Source organism: Paenibacillus sp. P46E (genome assembly GCF_001909095.1).
Taxonomy (GTDB): domain Bacteria; phylum Bacillota; class Bacilli; order Paenibacillales; family Paenibacillaceae; genus Paenibacillus_AQ; species Paenibacillus_AQ helianthi.
Map to the genome: position 1 here is coordinate 136203 of NZ_LVYZ01000099.1, position 24654 is coordinate 160856.

A 24654-nucleotide genomic window follows, 5' to 3' on the forward strand; every position below is an offset into this window, starting at 1 on the left:
CCATGGATGAGCTGGAAAAGAAATTGCGACTGCAGATTTGCGATATCGGAAGAAACTTGTTCAATAAGGATTTTATAGCCGCGAATGACGGCAACATCTCTGCCCGTTTGAGCGGAGGTGAAGTGTTAGCTACACCAACTGGGGTCAGCAAAGGCTATCTGGAGCCGCATATGCTGGTCAAAGTCAATCTCGAAGGAGAGATTTTGGAAGCACACGAAGGCTACAGACCTTCCACAGAAGTCAAAATGCATTTGCGGATATACCGGGAGCTCCCTGAGATGAATGGGGTTGTGCATGCGCACCCGCCGTTTGGCACTGCTTTTGCCATTAAAGGGGAAGCACTCGACAAAATGATGATGCCGGAATCCGTTATCGCTATGGGTGATATTCCTCTGGCTAAATACGGCACACCTTCTACGGAAGAGGTTCCTGATTCTATCATGCCGTTCCTGGGCAAGAAAACAGCCGTGCTGCTGGAAAGCCATGGCGCTCTGTCCTGGGGCAAGGATGTAATGGGTGCGTATATGAATATGGAGCGGCTGGAATACACCGCCAAGCTGACCTTTTTAACCCGGATGATTAACGGGGAACGTGAGTTGCCGCCGGACCGGATTGAAGAGCTGGTGGCGCTGCGGTCTTTCTACGGAATGTAAGGAGGGTATCTGAATATGCTGAAGAAAATCCCCAAGCTGCTCTCCCCCGAACTTGTGAAAATCATGATGGAGATGGGTCATGGTGATGAGCTGGTGCTCGCAGATGCCAACTTTCCCGGCCATGCGCTGCATTCCCGGGTGATCCGCTGTGACGGCTTAGGCATTCCTGAGCTGCTGGCTGCGGTTCTGGAACTGCTCCCGCTGGATCATTATGCGGATCATCAGGCTGCGCTCATGAGTGTCGTTCCGGGAGATCCTACAGTCCCTGTAATCTGGGATACGTATAAGGATATCATTTCTGGTTTTGATGAGGATGCGCAGATCTCCCATGAGGAACGTTTTGCTTTTTATACCCGCTCAAAAAGTGCTTATGCTATTGTTATCACCGGTGAAGAGGCGCTTTACGGTAATGTTATTCTTAAAAAAGGTGTGATTAAGAGCAGTTGATCCCTTTTTGACAGTTGGATATGAAGTCAGAAATAATCCTGTCAGTAATGGATTCTCCACGTGAGAATGTATTACCGGCAGTTTTTTTTTGATTATGCGGACTGCAGAAGTGACAGGTGAAAAGGCTCTTGTGTTATGTTTTATGTCACAATGCATAACGTTCGAATCATTTTTTTAGTCGAAAATCCAAAAACAAACGATTTATGATTGATTTTTTCAGCCGAACAAGATTAAAATATACACAATAAGTTATATAATCTAACATATAATATATTATCTTAACGGAGTTTATCGGGAGTGGAGAGGTGGAACGAACATGATAGAGGAAAACAAGAAATTGGTGCAGGAACTCGAGCTTCCCCGTGACTGCACATTCTCCCCTGAGGACTGGCGGGTCTTAGCTGAATATTGGTACCCGGTCGCCATAGCAGATGAGGTACAGGATAAGCCGCTCGCAGTGAAGCTGCTGGATATGAAGCTGGTGTGCTACCGAAGTGAAGGCAAAGTGGTAATTGCCCGTGACCTGTGCTTCCACCGGGGAGCACCTCTCAGCAAGGGGTGGGTGGAGAATGGCGAAATTGTCTGCCCGTACCACGGGTTCCGTTACAACTGTGAAGGGAAGTGTACCGCCGTTCCGGCTCATCCCAGCTCCAAGATCTCACCCAAGCTGAAGCTGATCGTATATCCGGCCGTTGAACGCTACGGCTTGATCTGGACCTGTCTGGGCTCATCACCTGAGCAAATTCCAGCCTTCCCCGGGTGGGAGGATCCGGACTATATGAATATTTTGCCGCCGAGCTTCGATATTGCGGGTTCGTCCGGCCGTCAGATGGAAGGATTTCTCGATGTTTCGCATTTCGCTTATGTGCATACGGCAACCTTCGGTGACCGCAACAACACTGAGGTTCCACAGTACAAGGTTAGACGGGAAGGCAACGAACTGGTTGCAGAATACTGGAGTACGGTCAGCAATTACGGAAAAGGCCAGGAGAACCCGGCACCGGAAGGCTTCATGTGGCTGCGCGAATTCCGCGTGTTCCCGCCGTTTGCGGCTTCGCTTACTGTCTATTTCCCGGATGAAGGCAGACTCAAAATTCTAAATTGTGCTTCTCCGGTATCTGCACGATATACCCGGCTCTTCTGTCCGATCTCCAGAAACTTCGACAAGGGCGCACCGGTACAGGATACGATCAACTTTAACCTGCAGGTCTTCGCAGAAGACGCAGAAATGGTGGAGTCGCAGACTCCGGAGGATCTGCCGCTTGATCTGCAGGCAGAAGCACATATTCCGGCGGACCGCACCTCAATTGCTTACCGCCAGCTGTTAACGGAACTTGGGCTTGGACGGTCTTATACTTCTTAATCATCGAGTGTAGTTTCATTGTATAATACGATTCCCAGAGTCGCAGTTTCCCCTTCCTGTGCCTGTTCTCCGGAGCAGCGCACCGGAAGGTTTTTTTGTAAATATAGAGTTGGAGCTAGTATGATGGCCTGATGGCTTGGAGTTAACGAAATGACTAGTCCGCCGGTGATAAAAAAACTGCATTTTTGACGGGAATTCGCTTAGACTTAAGCTGAACGATACCTGTGACCAGATGAAGCAGAGCATAGACATAAAAAAGGATAAAAATAGCTGCTAGCATGGGGCAGCCTCTTTTCTATTGGGATAGAATGTAGAGGGGCATAAACTTTAACGTGGAGGTAAGGAGCTTGAACAGAGGCATGGCAAATGATTACTGCATCGCAGCAATGAATGAACAGCAAGCTCGGAAAATTGTGAATTGGGTCTATGAACCGCCATATTCTATCTATAATATGACAGATGATCCCGAAGACATTCAAGAAATTTTGGACGGAACGTATTTCTCGGTGCTTTCCACTGAGGGTGAGCTGGTTGGATTCTTTTGTTATGGGCAAAATGCTCAGGTTCCAGGGGGCAGGTCGCAAGGTTTGTACATAGGCGATGATGTATTGGATATCGGGCTGGGGATGAGGCCGGATCTGACGGGAAAGGGGAAGGGGCTCGGCTTTGTGCAGGCGGGTTTGGCATTTGGTCAGGCGACGTATGCACCCTCGGGTTTTAGATTAACTGTTGCTGCTTTTAATCAAAGAGCGTTCATACTCTATACTCAAGCAGGCTTTGCGCGTACTACATCTTTCCTGAACAAGAACGGAGAAATGGAACGGGAGTTCATCATCATGGAGTCGACTGGAGAAAGTAGGTGCATGTCTGATAAAATAGAGAAGTAGAAACCATAACTATTCCAGACTGTTCCGGCAGCGGCGAAATGCAGGACCGGCATCAACCCAAAGGAGACTTGATTGTGAACGAGAAACTGAAACAAGCCTATGAAAGGTTAGGGTTGCCTGAGACCGTAACCAGAGAGGAATTGGACAAAAGATTCGATCTGCTGCTTAGACGGCGGCGCTCATTGACCAATGAAACGGAAATCGCAGCCTATGAAGAGGATTTTCAAGCCATCAAATTTATACTGGATTCCAGAGACCAGCAGGAAATTCAGGAGGCTGAAGATCAGCGGCTGGCTAAATACGGCAGTCTTGCCGGCGGAGCACGGAAATGGGAACGCTTTATGCGGCTCTATAAAACACATGTCATTATTTCTATTATCGCGGTAACCGTACTTGTGTTCGCTGGTAATGCGCTATATAACAATTGGCAGCACAGAAAGTATCTGGCTTCCCTGCCGCCGGTTGATGCACAAATCATGTTCATCGGCAATTTTGGTGTGAAGGACAAGGACGGCAAGATGGACGCTCTGAACCAGGCGATTATTGATGAGTATCCCCAATGGAAACGGGTGGACACCAGCATTGTGTACCTTCCCAAGACCGGCGAGGGTTCCGATACACTGGATATGAACTATATGCAAAAGGCTGTAGTCGAGCTGGCAGCGAACTCACCGGATATTCTGATTCTGGATGAAGCTACACTCAAATGGATCGGCGGCCAGGATGGTTTTCAGAATCTGGAGCCGATTCTGGGAGATGGCAAGATCGCCAAGGATGATCCCCGTCTGAAATGGGGGAAATTAGGGGAGAGCACCGTGGATGAGCTCTACGCTGTAGATATTACAGACTCAAAATTCGTATCTTCCCTGCCGATCAACCATAACACCCAATCGATAGAAATTGGAGTGCTGGGCGGAGATAAGCCTAAGGATAAGATCCTTCAATTCGTGAAGCATATTGCCGAGGAAAACGCCGGTAAATAATTTTTCACGATAAGTGGGCTATATGTGCAAGGAGGAGCGGCACCGCGGTGCCGCTTTTTTGATTTGTGATGGGAATCGCGAAATGAATGCAGGATAGTTTCGAACAGCTGTCGAAATATGGGAAAGGCTGAATGATTTTCAGAAAAAGGGGAACCGTCAATGGAGCTTATGTATATGTACATAGAGAATTACAGGAATACATTCGTGGAACAAGAATTTAATTTCAGTAGTGAATACAGGTTCAAATATACCAAGGCTACACAGGAGCTGAACGTAGAGAAGAACAACCTGTTCATTCCGGATTTTTTTCAAAGGGCAGGAGAATTGGAAGACGGCAGAGGCAGGATCGTCAATATTACAGGCATTATTGGTAAAAATGGTGCAGGTAAAACGACGGTGTTGGATTTTATTAAGGAGAATTTGGTATACGGAGCGGGAGGGCTGAATCAGAAGGCAATAATTATTATTAGGGATGAAAGGGGAACACAGCGCATATTTTCTCATGTGGAATTGGGGATTTCCAAAGGCAATTACCGCTATTTCAATCTGGAGGATCCTTTTGTATATCATAATGATATGGACACACTTACACAACTAGAAACAAATATCTTAGCAGAGACTTCTGTCATTTTTTACTCAACCATTTTCGATGCCAAGCAAGAATTTGAATGGATGGGTATGAGGAATATTTCTACCAATTATCTGGTGAAACAGATCAAAAGAAATGCGGTGGAAATGAAGCAGGTTGATCAGGATTTCAGTGAAATTGAGTTATATCGCAGAAGTGAAGTTAAGAAGCAATTGGAGTTTATAAGTTCTCAGCGTAGCGGTACAGTTGATCTTCCGATGAAAATGCCTGAATATGCTACTATCACTCCTCGCCTACTCAATCCTGTACTTATTTCTAAAGGGAAACAAGGGGGGCAAGATATAGGCTTTGATAGTTTTGATGCTGAGATTAATTTTTGGTTGAGAAATTTAGAGCACAGCATGATTGGTGATGAGCGGGTGAAGATGCTATTCAAAAGAGCGATTATTGGTAACTTTGTGTATGATCTTATGAATTTCCGCTCAATTCACCTGAGTAGTAATTATTTTTATGAACACGGGTTAGATATGAAGAACATACAAGATCCCTTTGTTCAAATTGATAGATTTGTTATTATCATTCGGGATTTCATAGAATCCATGCCTATCCTAGATGAGGGCTTATTAGAGCTGATCCAAAATATTGTGCAATTACTCAACAAAATTGATGTTCTGATCAGTACATACAGTGATGTAGTTTACAGTTCACTCCGATTGCCTTTAGTTCACGGTCTGGACTCGGCAATGACTATTTTGGAGGTTCTGGAGCTCCATAATGCTGCAACCCTTTTTAGCGAATACTTTGAATTTGATTGGGTGGATCTAAGTTCCGGCCAGAAGGCGCTTCTTAGTATGTACAGCAGTTTTTTTTCATTATGTGATGAACAAGAGCGGGCAAGTAATATGCATTTGTCCAACAATCTGCTCATTCTCATCGACGAAGGCGAGCTGTATTTGCACCCAGAGTGGCAGCGGAACTTTCTTAATAACTTGATCGAATACCTGCCGAAAATCTATAAAGGTAAAAATATACAGATCATTTTCACCTCCAATTCACCTGTCATTATCTCTGATCTTCCGAATTCGAATCTAATATTTATTGATCGTTCAGAGAAGGGGTGTGCCGTCATTGACGGTTTGATTGAGCATAAACAAACCTTTGCCGCCAACATACATACGCTTTATTCAGATGCTTTTTTTATGGAGAAGGGCCTGGTCGGTGAATTTGCCAATAAAAAAATATTGAATCTGATCCGCGCCATTCATTCAATTGTTGAGAAGGAAGAATTTATTGAAGTGGAGAAGGAACTGGATATATTGATTAGTCAAATAGGGGAGCCGGTTTTGCGGGGGAAACTGCATAGTCTGATGAAAGAGAAACGCGAAAAATTTATCAGGTCGGATCGTACGAATCAAGAGCTGATGAATATGATTAGGAACATGCAGCAAGAAATTGATCAATTAAAGCAGGAACGCTCCAAATGATCATCATTAATGCGGATAAAAGTGTGAAAATGGACGAAGTTGGGCATAAACATTTATCTTCACTGGAAACCAGGATTAGACGCCTGTTACAAGAATGCCTCCACAAAAAGAAAGCGCACTTTAAGAATGTCTACAGCTATTTGCTGCTTAACGTGGATAAGCTACTTGTAGGTGAACCGGAAGAACTGGACAGGATCATCACGCATATGACAACTAAGCTTAATGTTAATTTCACAAATAAAGGGAATAGAGGCGTACTATACAGAAACTTGCAGCGGATATTTAATTATAAAGCTTTTGCTGAGCGCAGTCTTCCGGCATGGGGAGCATACGCGTTGGTAACGCAGCTGAACGTAAAGATTTGCCCTTACTGCAATCGCCAGTATATTTTTACCGTAAGTAAGGAGCCTAATAAAAAAGGAAAGACCCGGGGCAGGCTGGATCATTTCTATGACAAAGCAACTTACCCTTATCTGGCGCTGTCCCTGTATAACCTGATTCCTTGCTGCGATATATGCAACTCCGACTTGAAAGGTTCTGTGGAGTTCACAACAAGCACACATCTGCATCCATACAAGGAGGAGTTCGGAGATTATTTTAAATTTAGTCTGCAAATGAAGTCCGGAGATACATTACGGCCGGGTGATCCCAGCCAGCTCAATTACTTGAAAGGGATCGGCGATGAATTTGATATTGTAATTAAAGGCAGCAGCATAGATCCCGGGTTAACGCAGCGTGTAGAAAATAATCTGGATATCTTTAAAATCAAGGAACTTTACAATATGCATAAAGATTACATCGTCGATCTGATTAAACAGCGTGTAATGTATTCCGATTCCCGGATTGATGAACTGTATAACCAATACCAGGGCACACTTTTTTCCAGCAGGGAGGATGTAATTCAATCCATTGTTTCTAATTATGTGGGATATGACAATCTGGATAAAAGAGTACTCGCTAAGCTGACCAGAGACATCGCGGAGGAATTGAATCTGAACATTACATAGCGAACTTCCAGTTGAGATTGAGGAAGGACTTGATAATAAGAATGGCGGAACTTCAAGGGCATTGCCCTTATGTCCCGCCATTCTTTTGTATTGCAAAATCCGAATGCTGTGCAGAATAATACGCTGCAACACATAGGTAAAGAGCTAGTGAATTCCTGTCCGGGTGTTAACGCTCCAGCCGGTAGCCGCCGTGAAAGACAGGGCCGACATATTGGTTGAATGCGTAACCGCTGCGGATGGCTGCAGAGACGAAATCCTTGGCTTTTGCGACAGCATCATGCACAGACAAGCCGCCCGCCAAGCCGCCCGTGATGGCAGCCGCAAAGGTGCAGCCTGCACCGTGGTTATAGGCTGGTTCGATTTTGGCTGTTTCCAGTACGGTAAACTCGGAGCCGTCGAAGAATACATCGATTGCCAGGTCGCCTCCCAGTGCTTTACCGCCCTTAACGACGACATTCTTCGTGCCAAGCCCATGTATCAGGCGCGCTGCTTCTTTCATTTCGTCAATAGAGGTCAGCTTGCCCAGCCCGGAAAGGACACCGGCTTCGAACAGATTAGGTGTTGCCACCGTAGCCAGAGGGAGCAGCAGATCGCGGATGGCATTTGCGCTTTCCGGGTTGAGAACTTCATCTTCACCCTTGCAGACCATAACCGGATCAATGACCACATTGGTCTGAAGGTTGTCCTTGATCGCTTTTTCCGCAACCAGCACAATATCTACACTGCCCAGCATTCCAGTCTTCATGGCGTCTACAGGACCACCTGCGAACACTGTTTTCAACTGCTCCGCAACGATAGCTGCATCAATCGGATAGACATTGTGATGCCAGCCTTTATCCGGGTCCATCGTAACAATAGTCGTCAATGCGCTGAAGCCGTAGGTGCCATACTCCTCAAAGGTTTTGAGGTCGGCCTGGATACCGGCACCTCCGCTGGAGTCACTTCCGGCAATGGTTAGAGTCTTAATAATTTTTGACAAAGCGAACGTCCCCTTCTGGTATATGAATAGGTACTGCGCAACTCTACGACATTATAACAAAAATCATTCCCTGTGTCCGCACTCCGTGTAAGGTTTTGAGCGACAAGCCTATTCCTTGTCACTGTCGACGCTGCTTAGCGCTGTCTTGATGGCTTTGTCATATTGGTAAGGCTCAGCATTGTCGCCGCCCATCCAGTACACCACAAGAAATTTCCCGCCTCTGAAGGCATGAGGGTAAATCCGTGCTCCACCGTCGTAGGTCGTCCGGTTAATCGCAAGCTTCAGTGCATCCAGTCCAGCGGCGCATTCCTCGGCATTATCGTAGGTATAGACGGACAGGCGGTCCGGGCGGACCGGAGTATCGGTCTTGTCGATCAGCAGCTCATCCGGCCATCTGCCTGCCAGCTCTTTTTTGAACAAATGCTCCTCGGTGTCCAGTACACGGCTCAGCCTCATCCCCCGCTGTTCCAGAGCCAGATATAGAGACTCTGTTGTATTTCCCGCACCCCCTGCGGAAGATTCTGTATTCTGGACAGCAGGAAGGAGAAGAGGACCGTGATAAGTTGTGAAATAACTCAATATAGTATCGATCATGTCCTGTCCGAATGAGCCGGGTGGGGCGGCCAGCTCCAGCTTACGGAAAAGGTAACCCCATTCCCCCTCCTCATAGTAGGCAGCCCCATCCGCCTGATCCCCTTTTGCTTCCGCAGCTACTGTATACCGCACGGTCCGGGCATCCGGACCTTTGGTTCCCATTACCTGCTGACGGGTGAATTCCTTGGGGGCAATGGTCATACCATATTCACCTGCCCAATCGGCTTTGCCGGGGATATATGTGCCGATATCACCCACGGCGCAGCCTTGACAGCCCCAGGCGTTATCCGAATATTGCAAAGTCCGCTGCGGATCTTCCGGATCTTCAAAGGTGACACCATAGGAGCCGTTGGCTCCGGTGATAGCCGATGCTGTCCAGCCTGCAGGTGCCAGCAGGATATATGCACTGCCGGTATCGGCCCGGAAGACGAGTGCGGCCTGAAGTTTGCCTTCCATGTCCGGAGGAAGCGGGTAAGTCATATCTGGCAGCGGCGGTAAAGTTTCATGTGTCTCTCCGCCCTCCAGAGCTGAAACGGAGAACATAGCAGTTAGCGGGAGGGCTATTTCTGCATGCCCCTCTTCCGAAGAAGGGAAGGAGACCGTTGCTGCATAGTTGCTGGCAATACCAACTGCCCGGTCCTTTTTAGGGCTCCAGTGAGCGCTGCCACCCGGGGCGTCCTCCAGCATTCCGTTGTCCTGTGAATTAACGGCTGGAGTGACAGCCGGAGTGACAGCCGCAATGGAGGATTCGGCAGATTTGCCGGGTTCCCAGCTGCTGTAACCCAGCCATAAGATTATTACGGCTAGCGGCAGCAGCACAGCTGCGTAGCCCCAGCTCCTGAACCGCTTGGGTTGCTGTATTCTCAGGTGTTCTTCGACATTCCGTCTCATTTGCGGCGTGAATTGTGTACCGTCAAAAGGCTTCTCCTTCAATTGTTTTTCCCAATCCTCAGGTGATGTGCTCATGATCTTCCCAGCTCCTTCTCCCAGCATTCGTTCGCTTGTTGCCTTGCCCGGTGCAGCCTCGATTTGGCCGCAGAGAGCGAGATCCCCAGTAATCCTGATAGTTCCTCCATACTCAGCCCATAGTGGGCGTAGAGCATTAGCACCTCTCTATGCTTGCGGGGCAGCTTCAGGACTATCCTCCATACCTCACTGCTCAGGGATTGTTGCAAAAACACCTCTTCGGCAGACGGGCTGGAAGAATCTTTGCCAATGTTATCCTGCAGGGTTACCCGCCGGAAAAAGCTGCTGCTCCGGTAAGACAGCCAACGGGTACGGGTAATCTGCAGCAGCCAGGTTCTGACCGAGGCTTCACCGCGGAAGGTATTCATATATTTGTAGGCCCGGATGAAGGTCTCCTGGGCAATATCATCGGCGGCGCTTCTGCTGCGTGCCAGGTAATAGGCATAGTTCCATACATCCTCGCCATAATGCTCCATCAGTGTCTGTAATGCGGCGGCGGTCATGGTGGCTGATTCAGTCGTTACGATAGACATGCTGTCCCCCCTTGTTCTCTACTGTATTGACCCCTGCATTCCCGGAAAAGTTTCTTTTTTTGGTAAAAAATATTACGCGGAAAATTTGGCGCAGGCGAAAGGGAGCTGTGGGTTAGAGGAGGGGTTCCAATTGGCTCCATCCGCATATCCATATAGAAGTATAACGTTTAGGAGGCTGCCATGATTGAAATCAGCTTATGCATGATCGTCCGCAACGAAGAGAACAGCCTGTCCCGCTGCTTAACTTCGGTAGCATCCATCGTGGATGAGATCATTATCGTTGATACGGGGTCAACAGACCGGACCCAAGAAATCGCCGCGTCCTTTGGTGCGGTAATTTATGATTTTACCTGGATTGAGGATTTCTCGGCGGCCCGTAACTTTGCCTTCAGCATGGCTTCCAAGGACTATATTCTGTGGCTGGATGCCGATGATTATCTGAAGGACAGAGATCAGGAGCTTTTCAGAGCACTCAAGCACAGCCTTCCGGAGCATGTCGACAGTGTAAATATGCAGTATAATCTGGCTTTTGATCCCGCAGGCCATGTGATTACGTCACTCCGCCGCAACCGGCTGGTCCGCCGCAGCTGTAATTTCAAGTGGATAGGGCCGGTGCATGAGTATCTGGAGGTCTACGGGCCATCCTTCAGTAGTGATGTCTGTATCACTCACGACAAAGACAAAGCCTTTACGGACCGCAATCTGCGGATCTACCAGAAACGGGCCGCTGCCGGGGAGGTATTCTCACCACGCGATCAGTTCTACTACGCCAATGAGTTACGCGACCATGGGAGGAATGAGGAAGCTTGCGAGTACTACAATCTGTTTCTGAAAGGGGGCCGGGGATGGATCGAGGATAATTACCAGGCCTGCCTTCGTCTGGCTGAGTGCATGGAACGGCTGGGGAATAAGGAGGGGGCTGTTGAAGCACTTTGCCTGACTCTGAAGGTTGACAAGCCACGGCCCGAATTCTGCTGCAGGCTGGCGGCCTGGCACCTGGAGAAGAACCAGCTACTGCAGGCAATCTACTGGTATGAGCTGGCTGTGATGCTGCCACGGAACAGTGATTCCATGGGGATGCGGAATGAAGCCTATAGCACCTGGCTCCCGAATCTGCAGCTGGCCTTATGCTATGATCGGCTCGGAGAACATGAGAAGGCGAACCGGTTCAATGAAACGGCACTTCGTTATCACCCCACCCATCCCAGCATGCTGTTCAATCGGAATTATTTCAAAAACCTGCTCGGTGACAAATATGCCGGGCTTGAGACATTTTCAGATCAGGCCGAATAAGAGCGGCTTGCCTTCCTGAAGTGCTCCGCCCAACCTGGCTGCCGATTTCCCCAAACACACAAATCCCACTTGAGATCAGGCCTCAAGTGGGATTGTTGTGTTTTACTGGAATAGCAGTGTCTGAATCGCGTGGGCCGGGATAATGTTCTCAGCCAGCTCACCCTTGAACCGCAGCGTGAACGGTAATTCGCTGTCCGTGCGGTTCAGCACAATAACGGCATAGGTTCCGTCCGGATTGCGGAAGGCAGTGGTCTCCAATTTGTCGGTATATTTGGAGCTGCCGACCCGGATCGCGCCTGGACGGATATATTTACTGAAATGGCCGATGTAGAAGTAGGAGCTCTCGTAAATCACTTCATCCTTGATGGTGTCCCCGATAATCGGAGCATCGCAGAAGTTGCTTACATGGTTCGGACCTCCTTGTTCATCCAGGACGATATTCCAGTCGGTCCAGCAGGACATCCAATGATTCAGGTTGCCGATGATGTCATGACCATAACGTTCTCCTGTATTCCAGGAGCCAAGATGAACGCCGCCTTCCTGGCAGCCTTCGCTGAAGAACAGCTTTTTATCCGGGAAACGGTCATGAACGGCACTGAGTGCTTCAAAATGATCACCGGAATACCAGTGGAAGCAAATGCCCCAAATGTACTTGGAAGCAGCCTGATCTTCAAAAGCGGCCTTAGCCCGCTCGTATACGCGTTCCTTATTGTGATCCCAGACCAAAATTTTGACATGGGACAAGCCGGCTGCTTCTAAGGCAGGACCGAGATCATCGCGCACGAAATCCTTTTCCTCTTCAGCAGTGTAAATACAGGAGTCCCAGATCTGTGCAGCCTTGGCTTCATTCTGCACGCTGACCGCCCAAATATCGATTCCTGCTTCAGCATAGGACTGGATGTATTTGACAAACAGATTGGCCCAGGCTTGTCTATACTCCGGCTTCAGCTTGCCCCCGTTATTCATCTCACCATTGGTTTTCATGAATGCCGGAGGACTCCACGGGGAGGAGAACAGCCGGAAGCTGTCACCGACAGAAGAAGCTGCCCGCTGAATTAGTGGCAGGATCGATTCCTGGTCTCTGGAAATATTGAAGGAGGTGAGCTCAGGATCGGTGCCTTCGACATATGCATAGTTACCTTTGGAGAAGTCACAGCTCTGGATATGCGAACGGCACAGAGTGTAACCGATCCCATGTTCGGGGTGGAAATAAGCATCGATGATCTCCTGCTGCTTCCCTGGACTGAGCTTGGCCAGAGTTACAGCGGAAGCTTCGGTCAATGCTCCGCCGAACCCCTCGATAACCTGGTATTCCAGATCCTCATAAATATTAATGAGCTCATTTTCCTTCTCTGCGGAATCCGGCTGAAAGGTCAGGGCTTCCAGTTCGGATAACCGGTCTCCGGTCTCCTTGGCTGTCTGAATGACGCGAACGGTTGAATGGGTTATAGTCATAACTGTACAGAACCTCCTGAAAGTATTGTTGATTTTTGATTTAGGACGGCATCGCCGTATCTTCTTGATTATAGAAGGTATTCTAGTGGTATTTGAAGAAACTATATGGTTAAGAACCTCAACGATCTGGTCGTTAGGCGTATAACTGAAAGGAGAAAGACCATGGAATCACCCGGTGTTCATATTCAACTCAGCTCCTTCTCCCGGCATATCCAGCCCTTCTGGCAACCCTTCCGTGAGGGACTGGATACTTATATCATAAGGCTTCAGGCCGAGGGGGAGTCGGAGGCGCTAATCGATGGTAAGATGGTTACCGTGCTTCCCGGAGACCTGCTGCTGTTCCGTCCCGGTGAAGTATACGATCTGAGAATAGGCGAGAAGGAGAGTCCGCTGGGTTTCAGCGCGGATTATTACGTTATGTGCACAGGGGAGTGGGTGGACCACTGGTGGAATAAGCAGGAGCGGGCCAAGAAGACGCGAATCGCTGAGGACGGCAAGCTGCAGAGCGTCTGGAAGCAGCTGATTCTGGAGAAACGGCGGCTGGACGGAGGCAGCCCGGAAATTCTCGAAGCCCTGTTCCAAGCACTTTGCCTTCTGCTGGACCGCGCAATTGCCGAAGCGCCCGTGGGTCCGTCCGCATCGCTGCTGCTCGGATTGAAGATGAAGAATTACATAGAAGAGCATGCCACTTCGCTGATCAGGCTGGAGGATGTTGCGCGCCACGCGGGTGTAAGTGTCACCCGGGCGGTTCATCTGTTCAAAGCGAAGTTTGGCTATTCGATTATGCAGTACACCGGGCAAATCCGCCTGGCGATGGCCCTGCAGCTGATGGACAACAGCAACTATACGCTGGAGCGGATTGCGGAGGAAACGGGCTTTGGCAGTTATACTTATTTTCATAGAGTTTTTCGAGAACGATACGGTGTAGCTCCCGGAGTGTACCGTAAACGTTCCTGAACGCAAAAAAAACCGCAGCCTATTCGATTATGCTGCGGGCCGGGCCTTGTCTATGGTTTTTCTAATGACTGTGCAGAGCCTGTCCCTTGCTGTCAAGCAGGAGCTGAGGTTCGCTGCTGGAGATGAACTCCAGAACCTTGTCATAGATAATACGGTGTCCTGCCCGGTTGGGATGAATCCCGTCGCGGCAGATGAATTCCGTATAATCCGGCTGCTGAAGGAAGGCGCCGCGGACATCAATAATTTTCGTCTTCGTACTCTCCGCGACCTTGATGATTGTGGAATTGTATCTTTCCTGCCACCAGTAGATCTTCGTGACACTGCCAAGGAATTTCAAAATGCTCTCTTCCGAAGCCGGATTGTTTCCACTGACCCATTTGAAATAGTTATCTGCATTTAGAGGTGGCAGGCTCATTAGAATCGGCATGATCCCTTGATTTCTCAGGAAGTCGATCATATCCCGGAGCATACTTTCGAATGCCGTAAAATCGGTCTTGGGATTATGCTCGGCCTCCGGATGACTTACAATGTCCTGCCAGTTGAAATCGCAGTCATTCCCCCCGTATTCAATGAGCACCATATCCGGCTTCTCCTTCAGCACATCCCGTTTCAGATTCCCGAAGCCTTTGAGCAGCGTATTGCCAAACCTGGCGGTGTTGCGCAATGCTCCCTTGAGCTTCCCTTGCAGCAGTGAGACGTAGTTATCCTCCAGGATAACATATTTGCTTCTGCCTTCATCATAGACTACACCTTTTGAGATGGAGTCTCCGCTAACCATATATTTATATTCCAACCCTGCAGCTGTCAAAAGACCTTCATTCCTGTGCATGGTCTCACCTCCGAAACTATATTGTACTTAATCTTAGTGTAAACCATTCATCAAGGCATTGCCTATGTATAAACGTCACGGGTTACGCCAAACAAGCAGCTGCGAAATCCGTGAAACCGGACGCAGCTGCTACAATTTAGTTTGGGCTACTGGCCTTTGTGCAATCTATAGCCGGCCAATCGGCGCAATAATGGAGTTCGGGTTGACTCATTTTGTGGAATATCCTGTACAAACCGCATTACCGCCTGCTCCAGACATGTTACACTGTGATCCCAGGTCCAGGCCAGGGAATCAGCCTCCCCTTGTTCCGCTAACCGGGCTCTGAGCGGAGGGTCATAGATCAGGCGCACCACATCCTGAGCAAGCCGGTTCTCATAGCGGTAGGAGAGCAGGCAATTATCACCGTGACGGGCATACTGGAGATTTCCCCCGGAATAAACGGATACCAGAGCAGCCCCGCAGCGCATGGCTTCCAGTCCTGGGAGAGAACCGGCATCGAAGGCGCTGGCGCTGACAAAAATATCAGCTCCGTTATAATGATAGCAGAGCTCTTCATCATTCTTCGGGGTAAAAAAGCGGTATTTTCCCCCAACATTCATCTGCTGCAAGGATTCCGAGCTATAGAATTCATCCGGCGGACAGATGAAGTTGATGTTCACCTGTGGCGCGTTATGCTTGACGATGTCAAGCTGTTTCAACAGATAGTCCTGCTCACGGTGCGAGGCAAATCCATTCTCTTCCTTGCGCAGAATGGCTGTAATATTGAGCGGCTCCTGCAGCATTTGGCGGATATGCTGGTTGCGAAACGCTGTGCTGATGCCTATTGGTACAATGCTCCCGGTTATGCCATGGCTCAGCGCTATTAATTCCTGCTGCCACCGGGATAAAACAAGCAGCTTGTCAGTGATATGATAGGTAGGGAAAGATACCTCGTTCTCCGGCAGAAAAAGCGGTTCGTAACATAAAGATAGACGGATATGCATGCCTTTACCTTTTTGACTTGCAGCCTCCGATACCGGGACAGTCGTATAGAAGTTAGATACGATCATATCACTGACGGGAAAATCAGACTCTCTCAGCACCGTGTGATCCGTGCGCAGCACCTGGGAATGGACATTATAGGAGATGTCGCCACCGGAAGGCATGAGGATCACGACTTCATGGCCCCGGGCGGTGAGCCCGTTGGTGAGTTCTACCAGCATGCGCTGGGCTCCGCCATGGCACAAGGTTAGAATGGGAAATGTAAACCTCATCGATGATCTCTTCCCTTCTACAATGAAGCTGCAAAATAGCGAATACAGATTATGTATACTATTTTATTCAGCGGAAACTGAAAAGTACCAGGTCTGAAGGTACTAATTCTTCAGCCGACATTAAGAAGAGAATGCAGACCGCTACTGAACTGGAAGCATTAGGAGGGATGCCTGCTCAGGCTCTGCAGCAGGGCCACCGTATTGCGGACTTCCGGGCCTTGAATATCCTCAAGTGAGACATCGATCATCGGCTTGCGGGCCTGGAGCTTATTCAGGAACTCAGCCGTATGGAATAATCCCCGGCCGGGCTGGCCATGACGGATACGGGAACCCTCGGCATACATATCTTTCAGATGGGCAAGGATGATCCGGTCTCCGAACAGGCTGAATGCTTCGTCTACAATTTCATCCTGCTGCTCCACCTGATCTCCGATCAGGTTGCAGGGATCAAAGACTACGCCTATGGAGCTGGAGGGGACTTCGTCGAGAATCCTGCGCATTTTGGCCGGAGTGGATAAGGTATGGGTTCTTACAGGCTCAAGCCCAAGGAACACTCCCCATTTTTCTGCTTCCTCAGCCAGTTCAAGAACGGTGGCCCGGAGAGTCTCCCAGCCCAGTTCCTCATACCGGTGGGGCTCAAATTTTGCAAAAGTGGTTAACTCACCAGTCTCCGTAGCGACCATCGGTGCGCCGAACAGCCGGGCATACCGCAAATGCTCCTTGAAGCGTTCGATCTCCTGCCGGCGGATAGCCGGGTCGGGATGAATCGGATTGATGTAACAGCCAAGCACACCGATACGGATTCCCGCCCGGTCAAACTGTTCGCCGATATAATTGGCAAGCCCCGGACTAAGCTTTCCGGTGGAGGTGTCGATATCCTGTATGGCTTTGGACAAAGCCAACTGGACAAAACTGATTCCGTAATCTTGAAGCACAGCTGTAAGCTCTTTAAGCGGCAGACAGCCTGCGGTGTGGGCTAAAGTTCCGTAACGGATGAAAAACAACTCCTTTTGAAAAATATGGATTTGTATTAGTATTAACTTTATATTAATAGCGCTTTCAGTTACTTGCAATGGTAAAGCGCTGACAGAATAGGAGAGAATGTAATGAACACGATAGAGCAGCGCAAGCAGGAACTGGAGAACTGCCGGCCTGAACCGACTTTGGAGCTGGGGAAAGTCAATGAATTTTGGGATGGCATCCTTGCGGAGTATGCGGGCAAACCTCTGGATATGATTTCAGTTCCTGAAGCGACGCCGTATCCGGGAATGCGGGTGGACAAAGTCAGCTTTCAGAGCTTTGACGATACGAGGGTCAATGCGTGGCATATTCAGCCTGCCCAGGCTGGAGAGAGCGGGGAGCGGCGTCCTTGTATCGTTACGTTCCCCGGTTATACCGGTGATAGAGGATATCCGGAGCGGTACGCCTCATGGGTGCTGTTAGGATATTCCGTTCTGGCCGTGGATGTAAGGGGACAGCTTGGAGAGACCGGCAACCGGCTGCCGATGGAGAGCGGTGTGGTAAAGGGCTGGATTACCCAGGGTCTTCTGGAGAAGGAACGCTCCTATTATTTGGGGGTCGCCATGGATACCATCAGGGCTTTGGAAACGGCGGCACAGCTTCCGGGAGTAGATCCGTCCCGCATTGCGATTACGGGCAGCAGCCAGGGCGGGGGGATTGCACTGCTGGCAGGTGCGCTAAGTACCCGGGTCGCTGCTGTTGCCGCAGATATTCCTAACCTGTGCCGGCTGGATTTTGGGGTGTTGAATTCAACCAGCTCCCTAACAGAAATCGGCGCTTATGTAAGAAGGTATCCTGAGCATCTTGAGCAGGTGCTGGATACGCTTGCTTACTTCGATATCGTGAACCTGGCACCGCGGATCACGGCTCCGGTTCTTATCTCTGTCGGCTGGAAGGATACGGTGTGCATGCCCGAAAGCGTCTATGCCGCTTATAACCGCCTGGAGACGGATAAGCAGATTATGGACTATCCATTCTCCGGACATGAAGTGAGTGAATACCATAACCGCCAGAAGGTTCTCTTCTTGCAGAAGCATCTGGGTCTGGCCGAACGCTAGAACGGGAAGCGGATAGTATGAGAACTAAGGGGCGCCACAGCAGATGCAGCTGTGGCGCCCCTTTTCATTTGAGAAGCTATTTAACCGGTTAAGGAGGACATGACTTTAGGTTGTGATTTTGGCATAGACGGCAAAGAACAGCGCCAGCTCTCCCATAATCATTACATTCGACACATGAACCACCACGTCCAGAATGTAAAAGCAGACGAGGATCGCTGTCAGCACCCCCAGATGAACGATTCCCAGCTGATGCTGCTTATGACGGTAGACGTGAAAGACCATGGTTGTGGAAGCAAAATAGAGCAGCACAGAGCCAAAGATCAGATTCAGCATCAGTTCATAATGCAGTGTGTTCAGGAACAGCAGCTGGATCGAGGCAGCCAGTATACAAAGCGACAGAAAGATGAACAAATGTCCGTAAATGATCGTCTGTCCGGCGGTATGGACATTTTTATCCACTTTTTTCTCCAGGTTGTCATAGTACTGCCACCACATGGCGATGATTAGAACAAAGGTCAGGGCTGCGAAGCCGACAGATTGCAGGGTCCAGACGCTCGACTGCAGCACAGCGAGAATGCTGACCACAGACTCTCCTAGCAGAATCAGTGCAAACAGGGAGAAACGCTCCAGCAGATGATGAGTATTGGCCGGAGTTTTGACCAGTATTTTTCGGCCCAGTAATGGCAGGAGAATGTCGAGGGCGATCCCCGCGTACAGCACCAGGTAACGGACCCAGGAATCAAAGAACAGGGAACAGGCAGAAATCACCAGCCCCACCCAAAAACGGGTACCCAAATAATGAGCGGTCGCCCTCAGATGCCCATTCTCCTTGGTACGAACGAAAAGATACTGTACTGCAGTCATTGCACGGAGTCCAACGTATCCAATCAGAAACGAATAATAGGTCTGATCGAAATCCAGAGACAGGCTGGCCGTCATAATTAACACAAAGAATAGCTGGATAATCAGAAAAATCCGGTGAGAGATAATATCCTGCCCATAGCGGTTGACAAATAGTGTCTGTCCCACCCAGGCCCACCAAATGGGGATAAAAATCAGCACGAATTTGCCCAATGTCTGAGGTGAGAGCGTTTCGTCCTCTACATGCAGCAGCACATGGCTGGCTTTGGACACAGCGGCTACAAACAAAAGATCATAGAAGAGCTCGAGCCAGGTTACTTTTTTTGCAGTCATATAACGCTCCTTTGCTGATCGGATGATTTCGGGTCTGTCGACTGTATACAGGGAAAGTTCCGGGTTATATGTTATAATAAAGGCTCTTTCCGGGTGAACGCAAGGCAGTCTGAGACTTAGAGGAGGAATTAGCAGATGGAGAAGGACAGTAACAAGCTTCCTGCAGAACTAGCAGTGGATAATTTCAAATACAGTGAGAAGAATGAACAGCTTGTCAAAAAAAGCTTCTGGAGCAAGACCCGAAAGTTTGCTGGTAAAATACCGTTTACCAAAGATGCGGTGGCCATGTATTACTGTGCCATTGATGCCAAAACCCCTTTGTGGGCTAAAGGAATTGCCTTCGGGGCGCTGGCTTATTTCATTTCCCCCATAGATGCGATTCCGGATGCGCTGATTGGCCTGGGATTTACTGATGATGCGGCAATTATTGCTGCGGGGGTAAGAGCTATAGCCGGACAGGTAACCGATGAACACCGTCAGAAGTCAGAGGCATTCTTTGAACAGGAAACCTTATAATCCCCCCGCACATTGGGGCAATGGCTGCATAGCTTGTTCATGACCTTTGCGGGCACACGATATAGATGTTACGAAAAAAGGTGCAGCCAAAGCTGCACCTCACAGACTCTCCACCGGACAGCTTTCTTTGGAGAGCTGTTTGCTCTGGTATTCTTCGCCCCAATCCTTCATTAGCCGGATAATAGGAACGAGCGTGCGGCCAAACTCCGTCAGGGAGTATTCCACCTTTGGGGGAACCTGCTGGTAGACTTCGCGGTGGACAACGCCATCCTCTTCCAGCTCGCGCAGCTGCAGGGTCAGCATGCGCTGGGTGATTCCCGGACAGATCCGGCGGAATTCACTGAACCGTTTCTTATCCTCCATCATGTGGTACAACAGCACACCCTTCCATTTGCCGCCGATAACATCAAGAGTGAACTCAACAGGGCAGGCTGCCTTATCGTCCCCTGGACATTCACCGAATCCGCCTTTACGGTCACGCATAAATAGTGCCACTCCTTCAGTATCATTTTGTATACTACATCACAATAACGTGTGTACTTCCTAAGCGTTAATATGTCTCTTAATATAACCGTGTGAACTTCACACAGTCAATCATGTACGGGATGTAAAAAACTGCTCTGCGGGTGGCTGCGTTCTGCAACGTGCCTTCCTGCCAAGCAGTTTTTGGTGTGCGATAGTCCTGAAAATACATAAAAGCTTCGAAAAAGAATTGAAAACTTGCTGAAAATTCTGATAGTCTAATGAAGTGAGCTTTTTAACGGATTATCATTTCAAGATTGAAGGGATTCCTGCAGTATGAAAATCATTCGTATTATTGCCCAGGTTGCAGTATTGTACATATTCTTTCTTGCCGGAGATTACTTGCAGAAACTGCTGCATTTACCGGTCCCGGGCAGCATTGTCGGGTTGCTGCTACTTTTTGTTTTATTGCTGTTCAACATTGTGCCAGTGAAGCTGATTGAAGAAGGATCCTTGTTCATTCTGGCCTATCTTCCGATGTTCTTCATCCCGGCGACTGCCGGAATTATGAACCACCTGGATATATTCAGCGGCCGCGGGCTGCTGATGATTGGCATACTGGTTGTAAGCAGTGTACTGACCATGGTTGTGACGGCGCATGCCAGCGAGTGGATTACGGGCCGCCGTGCAGCCCGCAGCCATCACACTCAACTAACGGTTGTACGCGAAAAGGGGAGCGAAGCATGAATATTTTGCTTGCTGCCGGCTTCGTTCTAATGAATGTTGGGATCTATCTGTTTATGTCCATGCTCTACAAACGGTTTCGACTTCCCGTGCTTCTGCCGGCACTGACTGCAACGTTTACAGTAGTAGTTCTCCTGCTTGGCTTCCATATTTCTTATGATACCTATATGATCGGCGGAGAATGGATCAACCGCCTGCTCGGGCCGGCAGTTGTATCTCTTGCCTATCCGCTCTACAAACAGCGCCATGTGCTGTGGCAGAACCTTCCGGCCATTCTTGGCGGGACGGTCATCGGCCTGCTGGTAGGAATGTTCAGTGGACTGCTGATGGCCGCGGGCCTGGGCTTTTCCAAGCTGTATGTGCTCTCGATATTGCCCAAGTCCATTACGACAGCCGTAGCGATCCAGATTTCCAGCAACCTCGGCGGTGACTCGTCCTTAACCTCCGTATTCGTGATGATTGCCGGATTTACCGGAGCCATTGGCGGACCTTATATTATCAAGCTGTTCAGAATCCGCAGTGAATCCGGTATCGGGATTGGCCTGGGTACTGCCTCTCACGCCCTGGGTACAGCAAAAGCCCTGGAGTATGGTGAGCAGTCAGTGTCTATGAGCTCGGTAGCTATGACGGTCTGTGCGATCGTAGGCTCCATAGTGGGGCCTTTAGTGGCCTGGGTCATGTACCACTAAAGCCCACTAAAGCTCCATTAAAGAATTTCTGAAAAATACGAAAAGTTGCCTCTTATAGTTGCCTCTTAATTTTCTACACGGAGCCGGATTACATTCCACGAAGCTTTGGACAGCAGGGCGGTGATACGGCCGTCCTCTGCCGAAGCTGTTCCCTGGTCATGCGGAAGCACGTTGCCCGGACTTGCCTTGGTGTTTGCCGCCTGAAGATCTTCATGATCCATAACGGTATGCTGGATGACTGTAGTCTTCCCGAAGCTGCGGAGATCCACGGTAAACTCCATCCCTTCAGTCAAATGGCGGTTCACAGCAAAAACTGTAATCTCGCTGAGCTCCTCGTTATATACACTCACTGCTTCCAAGTAAGGGACATCTGTAAAATCCTTGGAATCATATTTCGGACTGGAAATGAGCGGATGAAGCACCGTTCCCCGGCCGTAAAGAGAAGCATGCATGTAAGGATAGTAGGTGGTCTGGAGCCACAACGGGCCGCCGTTTTCAGTCGAAATCGGTGCGATGGTATTGATTAGCTGGGCGATGCAAGCCATCTTCACCCGGTCTGCGTGCTTCAGCAGGCTGATCAGGCAGCAGCCCACAACCAGCGCATCCTCCATGTTATAGACATCCTCGAATTCCGGCGGGGCAACCTGCCAATGCGTCTCCATCCGGCTTTCTCCCTGTGATTTCCACACATTCCATTCATCCAAAGACAGATGAATTTTCTTTTTGCTCTTCTTTTTCGCTTTGATATAATCGCAAATCGCTGCCACGCTGTCGATGAACTGGTCGAGATCCAGTGACTTGGCCAGGAAATTGGGGGTGTCACCCACATTATTGTTGTAGTAAGTATGCAGCGACAGGAAATCCACATTGTCATAAGTCAGATCAAGAACAGTTGCTTCCCATTCGGCAAAAGTGCTCATACCACTTCCCGAGCTTCCGCATGCAACGAACTCCAGCGAAGGGTCCACCCAGCGCATAGCTTTGGCGGTTTCATTGGCAAGCCGTCCGTATTCTACAGCGGTTTTGGCACCGATTTGCCAAGGTCCGTCCATTTCATTGCCGAGGCACCAGGTTTTGAAACGGTGAGGCGCTTCTACCCCGTGGGAGATCCGCAGGTCGCTCCAATAAGAGCCGGAAGGATGGTTGCAGTATTCAACCAGATTTCTGGCAGCGTCAATGCCGCGGGTACCCAAATTCACAGCCATCATGACCTCGGAACCGGCTAGCTTGGCCCATTCTGCGAATTCATTCGTGCCCATTTGATTGGTTTCGGTGGTCCACCAGGCCAATTCCAGCGATTGCTTGCGTTCTGACTTGGGGCCAACTCCATCTTCCCAATTATAGCCGGAGACAAAGTTACCGCCCGGGTAACGGATAATCGGAACATTCAGTGCCTTGACAGCATTCAGAACATCTTGCCGAAATCCATTCCGGTCTGCCGTAGGGTGTCCGGGTTCATAGATTCCGCCATATACAGCCCGGCCCAGATGCTCGATGAACGAACCGTAAAGGCGGGGGTCAACCTCTGCCAGCTGGAGGTCTTTGTCGACAATCATAGATGCTTTAATAGTCATAAATGAATTGCTCCTTTGCGGAATTAATATAAATATTAATTGAGTATCTATTTTATTAATTACATCATACGAATCATACGGTATACTTAGCAATATAAAAATTCAGGATTAATAAATTCGCTAATCCTTATGGTTTGGAGGCTGCTGAGTATGTACTTAACAACGAATGCTGAATCGCTAAAGGTGTATGAAGCCTTGGCCAGCGAAGTAAGGTTACGGATAATTGATCTACTTAGTGTCCGGGAAATGCATATCAAGGAGCTTGCTTCTACCCTCTATCTGAGCAGTGCGATCGTAAGCTCTCATGTCGCCAAGCTGCAAAGGGCCGGGATCGTCAGCTCGCAAATGAAAAGAATCGGCAGCGGAACCTACAAATATTGTTCCTTGTCGGCAAATTTTTTACAGATTAAGCTATCAGGCTCACGCGGAATTTCCAGAAAAGTAGTGGAGGTGTCGGTGCCCGTCGGACAATATACGGATTTGCAGGCAGCACCTACATGCGGCATCGCCACAACGGAGAAACTGATCGGCTATTATGATGACCCGCGCTATTTTCTGGACCCGGAACGGGTGGATGCCGGGATTCTCTGGTTTGCCAAAGGCTACGTCGAGTACAAGGTGCCAAATTATCTTTTTATGGATCAGACGGTGCAGGAAATTGAAATTTCGATGGAGATGGGTTCGGAAGCTCCGCATGTGAACGAGAAATGGCCTTCGGATATTACCTTTACCCTCAACGGGGTTGAATTAGGCAAGTGGACCAGTCCCGGTGACTTCGGCATGATGCGGGGGCGCTTGACCCCATCCTGGTGGAATGCAGAGGTGAATCAATATGGACTGCTTAAAGTGCTGAGGATCAATAAGGGCGGCAGTTACATAGACGGACAGCAGATTTCAGCAGTGACTCTGGACGATGTGTGCTGGCAGCAGGATCAGTGGAGTTTCCGGTTGACCGCGGAGGACAGCACCCGAAGACGTGGCGGATTAACTCTGTTCGGGCATGGCTTTGGAAACTATGAGCAGGATATTGTATTCAGGGTGTATTACGAATAAACGCTTGCTCCTCCATAACCTTTCATATATTGTTAAAAAATGGTGCGTGTGCGCTGTTCTTTTCAGAATATG

24 protein-coding genes are annotated in these 24654 nt (G+C 49.2%); 14 read left to right on the forward strand and 10 right to left on the reverse strand.

The features are described from left to right. Positions 1 to 2 precede the first annotated feature (2 nt). From A3849_RS30590 to A3849_RS30620, 7 genes are all read left to right on the forward strand, one after another. A complete protein-coding gene (locus A3849_RS30590) occupies positions 3 to 653 on the forward strand; it encodes a class II aldolase/adducin family protein (protein WP_074114831.1) in 651 nt (216 codons plus the stop codon). A 15-nt stretch (positions 654 to 668) separates the two neighbouring features. Then, the gene (gene fucU / locus A3849_RS30595; RefSeq protein ID WP_074114832.1) at positions 669 to 1100 is read left to right on the forward strand and encodes an L-fucose mutarotase; all 432 of its coding nucleotides are present in this window, start codon (positions 669 to 671) and stop codon (positions 1098 to 1100) included. A gap of 316 nt (positions 1101 to 1416) precedes the next feature. Further along, a complete protein-coding gene (locus A3849_RS30600; RefSeq protein ID WP_074114833.1) occupies positions 1417 to 2463 on the forward strand; it encodes an aromatic ring-hydroxylating oxygenase subunit alpha in 1047 nt (348 codons plus the stop codon). Between the two features lie 359 nt (positions 2464 to 2822). Beyond that, entirely contained in the window at positions 2823 to 3350 is a 528-nt protein-coding gene (locus A3849_RS30605) for a GNAT family N-acetyltransferase (protein ID WP_083613749.1), read from the forward strand. 74 nt (positions 3351 to 3424) lie between these two features. Further along, positions 3425 to 4333 (forward strand): hypothetical protein, encoded by a 909-nt coding sequence (locus A3849_RS30610; RefSeq protein ID WP_074114834.1) that lies wholly within the window; start codon positions 3425 to 3427, stop codon positions 4331 to 4333. 159 nt (positions 4334 to 4492) lie between these two features. Then, complete coding sequence (locus tag A3849_RS30615) at positions 4493 to 6406, forward strand: AAA family ATPase (RefSeq protein WP_074114835.1); 1914 nt, start codon at positions 4493 to 4495, stop codon at positions 6404 to 6406. Then, complete coding sequence (locus tag A3849_RS30620) at positions 6403 to 7413, forward strand: hypothetical protein (RefSeq protein WP_074114836.1); 1011 nt, start codon at positions 6403 to 6405, stop codon at positions 7411 to 7413. The genes A3849_RS30615 and A3849_RS30620 overlap by 4 nt, the downstream gene beginning before the upstream one ends. Before the next feature lie 166 nt (positions 7414 to 7579). On the opposite strand, the gene thiD is transcribed toward A3849_RS30620, so the two are convergent. The 3 genes from thiD to A3849_RS30635 form a co-directional block, all read right to left on the reverse strand. Then, positions 7580 to 8392 carry a bifunctional hydroxymethylpyrimidine kinase/phosphomethylpyrimidine kinase gene (gene thiD / locus A3849_RS30625; protein WP_074114837.1) on the reverse strand — a complete coding sequence of 271 codons (813 nt, stop codon included), beginning with the start codon at positions 8390 to 8392 and terminating at the stop codon, positions 7580 to 7582. 108 nt (positions 8393 to 8500) lie between these two features. Beyond that, positions 8501 to 9952, reverse strand: coding sequence for a DUF4850 domain-containing protein (locus A3849_RS30630; RefSeq protein ID WP_074114838.1), 1452 nt, complete (start codon positions 9950 to 9952; stop codon positions 8501 to 8503). Continuing rightward, the gene (locus A3849_RS30635; protein WP_074114839.1) at positions 9949 to 10485 is read right to left on the reverse strand and encodes an RNA polymerase sigma factor; all 537 of its coding nucleotides are present in this window, start codon (positions 10483 to 10485) and stop codon (positions 9949 to 9951) included. The genes A3849_RS30630 and A3849_RS30635 overlap by 4 nt, the downstream gene beginning before the upstream one ends. 180 nt (positions 10486 to 10665) lie before the next feature. Between A3849_RS30635 and A3849_RS30640 the strand changes: the two genes are divergently transcribed. Next, positions 10666 to 11778: a glycosyltransferase gene (locus tag A3849_RS30640; protein WP_074114840.1), complete on the forward strand. Its 1113-nt coding sequence runs from the start codon at positions 10666 to 10668 to the stop codon at positions 11776 to 11778. 102 nt (positions 11779 to 11880) lie between these two features. On the opposite strand, the gene A3849_RS30645 is transcribed toward A3849_RS30640, so the two are convergent. After that, positions 11881 to 13233, reverse strand: coding sequence for a glycoside hydrolase family 30 protein (locus tag A3849_RS30645; RefSeq protein WP_074114841.1), 1353 nt, complete (start codon positions 13231 to 13233; stop codon positions 11881 to 11883). Between the two features lie 162 nt (positions 13234 to 13395). Between A3849_RS30645 and A3849_RS30650 the strand changes: the two genes are divergently transcribed. Beyond that, positions 13396 to 14190 (forward strand): AraC family transcriptional regulator, encoded by a 795-nt coding sequence (locus A3849_RS30650; RefSeq protein ID WP_074114842.1) that lies wholly within the window; start codon positions 13396 to 13398, stop codon positions 14188 to 14190. A 61-nt stretch (positions 14191 to 14251) separates the two neighbouring features. Here A3849_RS30650 and A3849_RS30655 read toward each other — a convergent pair whose 3' ends face one another. From A3849_RS30655 to A3849_RS30665, 3 genes are all read right to left on the reverse strand, one after another. Then, positions 14252 to 15019, reverse strand: a complete 768-nt coding sequence (locus A3849_RS30655; protein ID WP_074114843.1) for an SGNH/GDSL hydrolase family protein — start codon at positions 15017 to 15019, stop codon at positions 14252 to 14254. Between the two features lie 146 nt (positions 15020 to 15165). Further along, positions 15166 to 16272, reverse strand: a complete 1107-nt coding sequence (locus A3849_RS30660) for a glycosyltransferase family 4 protein (protein WP_083613738.1) — start codon at positions 16270 to 16272, stop codon at positions 15166 to 15168. Positions 16273 to 16430: 158 nt separating this feature from the next. Next, entirely contained in the window at positions 16431 to 17207 is a 777-nt protein-coding gene (locus A3849_RS30665; RefSeq protein WP_256701117.1) for a sugar phosphate isomerase/epimerase family protein, read from the reverse strand. Positions 17208 to 17378: 171 nt separating this feature from the next. On the opposite strand from A3849_RS30665, the gene A3849_RS30670 reads away from it, so the two are divergent. Beyond that, entirely contained in the window at positions 17379 to 18350 is a 972-nt protein-coding gene (locus tag A3849_RS30670) for an acetylxylan esterase (protein ID WP_074114845.1), read from the forward strand. A gap of 105 nt (positions 18351 to 18455) precedes the next feature. Here the strand turns inward: A3849_RS30670 and A3849_RS30675 are convergent, their stop codons facing one another. Next, positions 18456 to 19544: a low temperature requirement protein A gene (locus A3849_RS30675; protein ID WP_074114846.1), complete on the reverse strand. Its 1089-nt coding sequence runs from the start codon at positions 19542 to 19544 to the stop codon at positions 18456 to 18458. Between the two features lie 135 nt (positions 19545 to 19679). Here A3849_RS30675 and A3849_RS30680 point away from each other — a divergent pair, with 135 nt between their 5' ends. After that, on the forward strand, positions 19680 to 20060 hold the full coding sequence (locus tag A3849_RS30680) for a YkvA family protein (protein WP_074114847.1): 381 nt from the start codon (positions 19680 to 19682) through the stop codon (positions 20058 to 20060). 99 nt (positions 20061 to 20159) lie between these two features. Here the strand turns inward: A3849_RS30680 and A3849_RS30685 are convergent, their stop codons facing one another. After that, positions 20160 to 20543: a winged helix-turn-helix transcriptional regulator gene (locus tag A3849_RS30685; RefSeq protein WP_074114848.1), complete on the reverse strand. Its 384-nt coding sequence runs from the start codon at positions 20541 to 20543 to the stop codon at positions 20160 to 20162. A gap of 315 nt (positions 20544 to 20858) precedes the next feature. Between A3849_RS30685 and A3849_RS30690 the strand changes: the two genes are divergently transcribed. Beyond that, entirely contained in the window at positions 20859 to 21269 is a 411-nt protein-coding gene (locus tag A3849_RS30690; RefSeq protein WP_074114849.1) for a CidA/LrgA family protein, read from the forward strand. Beyond that, positions 21266 to 21955 (forward strand): LrgB family protein, encoded by a 690-nt coding sequence (locus A3849_RS30695; protein WP_074103672.1) that lies wholly within the window; start codon positions 21266 to 21268, stop codon positions 21953 to 21955. The genes A3849_RS30690 and A3849_RS30695 overlap by 4 nt, the downstream gene beginning before the upstream one ends. A gap of 65 nt (positions 21956 to 22020) precedes the next feature. Here the strand turns inward: A3849_RS30695 and arfA are convergent, their stop codons facing one another. After that, the gene (gene arfA / locus A3849_RS30700) at positions 22021 to 23529 is read right to left on the reverse strand and encodes an arabinosylfuranosidase ArfA (RefSeq protein WP_074114850.1); all 1509 of its coding nucleotides are present in this window, start codon (positions 23527 to 23529) and stop codon (positions 22021 to 22023) included. A gap of 150 nt (positions 23530 to 23679) precedes the next feature. Here arfA and A3849_RS30705 point away from each other — a divergent pair, with 150 nt between their 5' ends. Then, on the forward strand, positions 23680 to 24582 hold the full coding sequence (locus A3849_RS30705) for an ArsR/SmtB family transcription factor (RefSeq protein ID WP_074085200.1): 903 nt from the start codon (positions 23680 to 23682) through the stop codon (positions 24580 to 24582). The last annotated feature ends 72 nt before the right edge of the window (positions 24583 to 24654 follow it).

Coding starts and splice junctions, on each gene's coding strand:
- A3849_RS30650 (WP_074114842.1), top strand. CDS start 13,396: ATGGAATCACCCGGTGTTCATATTCAACTCAGCTCCTTCTCCCGGCAT.
- A3849_RS30675 (WP_074114846.1), bottom strand. CDS start 19,544: ATGACTGCAAAAAAAGTAACCTGGCTCGAGCTCTTCTATGATCTTTTG.
- arfA (WP_074114850.1), bottom strand. CDS start 23,529: ATGACTATTAAAGCATCTATGATTGTCGACAAAGACCTCCAGCTGGCA.
- A3849_RS30685 (WP_074114848.1), bottom strand. CDS start 20,543: ATGCGTGACCGTAAAGGCGGATTCGGTGAATGTCCAGGGGACGATAAG.
- A3849_RS30590 (WP_074114831.1), top strand. CDS start 3: ATGGATGAGCTGGAAAAGAAATTGCGACTGCAGATTTGCGATATCGGA.
- fucU (WP_074114832.1), top strand. CDS start 669: ATGCTGAAGAAAATCCCCAAGCTGCTCTCCCCCGAACTTGTGAAAATC.
- A3849_RS30680 (WP_074114847.1), top strand. CDS start 19,680: ATGGAGAAGGACAGTAACAAGCTTCCTGCAGAACTAGCAGTGGATAAT.
- A3849_RS30615 (WP_074114835.1), top strand. CDS start 4,493: ATGGAGCTTATGTATATGTACATAGAGAATTACAGGAATACATTCGTG.
- A3849_RS30640 (WP_074114840.1), top strand. CDS start 10,666: ATGATTGAAATCAGCTTATGCATGATCGTCCGCAACGAAGAGAACAGC.
- A3849_RS30605 (WP_083613749.1), top strand. CDS start 2,823: ATGGCAAATGATTACTGCATCGCAGCAATGAATGAACAGCAAGCTCGG.
- A3849_RS30690 (WP_074114849.1), top strand. CDS start 20,859: ATGAAAATCATTCGTATTATTGCCCAGGTTGCAGTATTGTACATATTC.
- A3849_RS30645 (WP_074114841.1), bottom strand. CDS start 13,233: ATGACTATAACCCATTCAACCGTTCGCGTCATTCAGACAGCCAAGGAG.
- A3849_RS30600 (WP_074114833.1), top strand. CDS start 1,417: ATGATAGAGGAAAACAAGAAATTGGTGCAGGAACTCGAGCTTCCCCGT.
- A3849_RS30620 (WP_074114836.1), top strand. CDS start 6,403: ATGATCATCATTAATGCGGATAAAAGTGTGAAAATGGACGAAGTTGGG.
- A3849_RS30655 (WP_074114843.1), bottom strand. CDS start 15,019: ATGCACAGGAATGAAGGTCTTTTGACAGCTGCAGGGTTGGAATATAAA.
- A3849_RS30630 (WP_074114838.1), bottom strand. CDS start 9,952: ATGAGCACATCACCTGAGGATTGGGAAAAACAATTGAAGGAGAAGCCT.
- A3849_RS30695 (WP_074103672.1), top strand. CDS start 21,266: ATGAATATTTTGCTTGCTGCCGGCTTCGTTCTAATGAATGTTGGGATC.
- A3849_RS30705 (WP_074085200.1), top strand. CDS start 23,680: ATGTACTTAACAACGAATGCTGAATCGCTAAAGGTGTATGAAGCCTTG.
- A3849_RS30670 (WP_074114845.1), top strand. CDS start 17,379: ATGAACACGATAGAGCAGCGCAAGCAGGAACTGGAGAACTGCCGGCCT.
- A3849_RS30635 (WP_074114839.1), bottom strand. CDS start 10,485: ATGTCTATCGTAACGACTGAATCAGCCACCATGACCGCCGCCGCATTA.
- A3849_RS30660 (WP_083613738.1), bottom strand. CDS start 16,272: ATGAGGTTTACATTTCCCATTCTAACCTTGTGCCATGGCGGAGCCCAG.